A 3,313-nucleotide genomic window follows, 5' to 3' on the forward strand; every position below is an offset into this window, starting at 1 on the left:
GCCTTTCGCCTTCCAGTGCTGCCATTGCAGTCAGAGACATGTCGGATACTTCCCGGCCCGCCGTTTCTTTCCGATCCGGGCCTTATCTAGCATGGAAATGGTAAATATCGAGAAAGAGGAATAACGGCCAATCAGCCGTGATGCGGGTAATGTCGGGCGAGCATGGCCCGGACTTCCTCGACCAGCCTGTTGCGCGGCACGGCGATCTGCGCCGGCTGGCCCTCGCGCCAGGCCGTATTGTCCTCGATTTCCTTCGACATTTCCGAGCCGAGGATAAGGTCTTTCAGCGTCACCTCACCCTTTGCACGCTCATCTTCGCCCTCGATGACGGCAATGGGAGCGCCGCGCTTGTCGGCATATTTCATCTGCGCCTTCATGCCCGAGCCGCCGAGATACATTTCGGCGCGGATGCCCGCATTGCGCAGTTCCGACACCATGGCCTGATAGCCCGCCATGTTACCGGCATCGAGTGTCAGGACGACGACAGGTGCCTGCACCGTCTCGAAATCAAGCTTGCCGAGCAGCTCCAGCGCCGTCTGCAAGCGGCTCACACCGATGGAGAAGCCGGTCGCGGGCACTTTCACGCCCTTGAAGCGTTCGACCAGCCCGTCATAGCGCCCACCCGAACCGACCGAGCCGAAGCGCACCGGATTGCCTTTCTCGTCCTTCACCTCGAAGAGGAGATCGGATTCGAAAACAGGACCGGTGTAATAGCCAAGCCCCCGCACGATCCATGAATTGAATTCGATCCGGTCGATGCCATAGCCCGCAGATGTGAAAAGCGCGTCCATCTCGGCAAGCTCGTCCACGCCTTCCCGGCCAACCGTGCTCTCGCCCACAAGTTTGCGCCAGCCCTCGAGAACCGCCTTGCGGTCAGCCGGGCCTTCGCCGACACCGGACTCCACATAATCGAGTACCGCCGCGATCTGGGATGGCGAGAGGCCCGCGCCCTTGGTGAAGTCGCCCGACTCATCCTTCCGGCCCGGACCAAGCAGAAGCTCGACGCCCTGCCGCCCGAGACGGTCATATTTGTCGATGGCGCGCAGCACCGTCATGTAGGTGACGCTGCCCGGTTCTCCATCAAGGCCGATCGTTTCGAGAAGGCCGTCCAGAACCTTGCGGTTGTTGGCACGGATGCGATAGCTGCCACGCGGAATACCCAGCGCCTCAAGGCAGTCTGCGCCCATCATGCACATCTCGGCATCAGCCGCGACGCCGGGTGCGGCGACCGTATCGGCATCGAACTGCGTGAACTGACGATAGCGGCCCGGCCCCGGCTTCTCGTTGCGCCAGACCGGCCCCGTCTGATAGCGACGGAAGGGCTTTGGCAGCGCGTCGTAATTTTCGGCGACATAGCGCGCGAGCGGTGCCGTCAGGTCGTAGCGCAGCGACAGCCACTGCTCGTCATCATCCTGAAAGGAAAACACGCCTTCATTCGGCCGGTCTTCATCCGGGAGGAACTTGCCGAGGGCATCTGCATATTCGAAGGCAGAGGTTTCGAGCGGGTCAAAGCCATAGCGTTCATAGACCTCGCGGATGCGCGCGATCATTCCCTGCTCGGCGCGCACCAGCGCAGCGGGCATGTCGCGGAGCCCCTTTGGCACGCGTGCCTTGGGGCGGAAGGTCTTTTCTTTGTTGCTCATGGTGTGCCCCTCGGGATGGCCCGATGGTTGCCGCTCATCGCCTTTTCAGGCGCGGGCGCATACCTAGCCCATGCGTCGCAGCGTCACAAGCGCCGCAGATACCCTTGTATTCAAACGAATCATTTACCTTTTGCTGCCTAAAAGCCGCCCGAAGAGTTTACGAAGGCGCTTTTCGGACCCCGAAACCGGCACTTTTCCACAAATAATGCGCAGTTAACGGGGCTTGTGTTTCTAAGCTCAAAAATGGCGGATTTCTACCGTTTTCAGGGTAAACATCCAGCCCGCTGCTTGTGGCTCATTTTCATGTCATCCACAAGATAGGGCGTCTGTTTACCTTTCGTTTACGAAAGAAATAGATCGTTAACGCACGCGGCTAAAAGCCGCCGCAGTCTGACTGTATCTATTCGTACGGGTCATGACGGGGGGCCTTAAGAGCGGATGAGTATTTTGGCGCGTCCAGGCATCGCAATGAAAACCATATCAGGGCCCGAGACGGGGGCATTGCCACCACTCGCCGCACATGTCGTGAGCACCTCAGCGGCGCTCTGCAGCGAGCTCGCGCGTCTTGCGGAAACGGGTGAAGCCGGCCCCTTCGAGTTTGAGTTTTCCAGCATCCATGAAGGCATCGAGCCGCTGCTCATGCCGGGCATTGACGCAATCATCATCGATATTGGCGCAGGCGACCCGGCAGCATTTGATTTTCTGCGCCGCGTGGTGGCGCTCGGCCCCAATGCGCCGGTGATTGCCGTTGGTGCGGATGATCCGCTCCTTCAGACACAGGCGATTGAAGCGGGTGCCGAAGACAGTTTCGGCAATAATGGTAAGGATGCACGCAATCTCTGCCTTGCGGTGCGTCGTGCCATCACCCGCCATACCGCGCGCGAAGAGCGGGAGACCGAAGCCACAAAGCCGCCCATCGCTGAAGCGCCGAAGGTCACGCTCATTCAGGAAACGCCTGAAGCCATCGTTATCCTCGACAGTCAGGGCATCGTGCGTTTCGCCAATAACGCCGCGCAGGAAATTCTCGGTCGGAGCGCCGAGGAGCTTGTCGGCCAGAATTTCGGCTTGCCGATTGAACCGGGCGAACATGACGTGACGATCACGCGGCCTGATGGCGATAACCGCCTCGCGGAAATGCGCATCGTCGATTCACGCTGGGGCGGCCTGCCTGCCCGTGTCGCCGCACTCAATGACGTGACGGTTCGCCGCAAGCTTGAACAGACGATGCATGACGCAGAAGCGCGCAGTCAGGAAACGCGCAAGCGCAGCCAGAGCTTCTTCTCCAACGTCAATCACGATCTGCGCACGCCGCTCACCCATATCATCGGCTTTTCCGAGATGATGAAGAATGAGCGGCTCGGGCCCATCGGGACGGAGCGCTACAAGGAATATGCGACCGACATCTATTCGAGCGGCGCGATGCTGCTCGACATGATCGAGGATCTGCTGGGCATTGCCGAAGCCGAGATGGACGAAATCGATCTCACCGACGAGATCGTGAATATCGGCCAGCTCATGGAGATCGCGATTGCAAGCCAGCGCCAGAATGCGGCGGCTGAAGGCGTGACCATCGAGATTTCCTGCCCCGAGCGGCTGCCGGGTCTGCGCGGCGATGCGCGCCGCTTGCGGCAGGGTCTTTTCCGGCTGCTTTCCGAAGCGGTGCATTGCGC

Annotated in this window: 2 protein-coding genes; one reads left to right on the top strand and one right to left on the bottom strand. The window is 60.2% G+C overall.

Features of this window, described 5'->3' with window-relative positions:
- Positions 1–131 precede the first annotated feature (131 nt).
- Positions 132–1,643, bottom strand: a complete 1,512-nt coding sequence (gene hisS, locus WBF74_RS01865) for a histidine--tRNA ligase (RefSeq protein ID WP_424434310.1) — start codon at positions 1,641–1,643, stop codon at positions 132–134.
- Positions 1,644–2,168: 525 nt separating this feature from the next.
- On the opposite strand from hisS, the gene WBF74_RS01870 reads away from it, so the two are divergent.
- The coding region (locus WBF74_RS01870) for a PAS domain-containing sensor histidine kinase (RefSeq protein WP_424434313.1) at positions 2,169–3,313 on the top strand (1,145 nt) is incomplete at its 3' end.

This window comes from Parvibaculum sp. (assembly GCF_049672805.1).
Lineage (GTDB): Bacteria > Pseudomonadota > Alphaproteobacteria > Parvibaculales > Parvibaculaceae > Parvibaculum.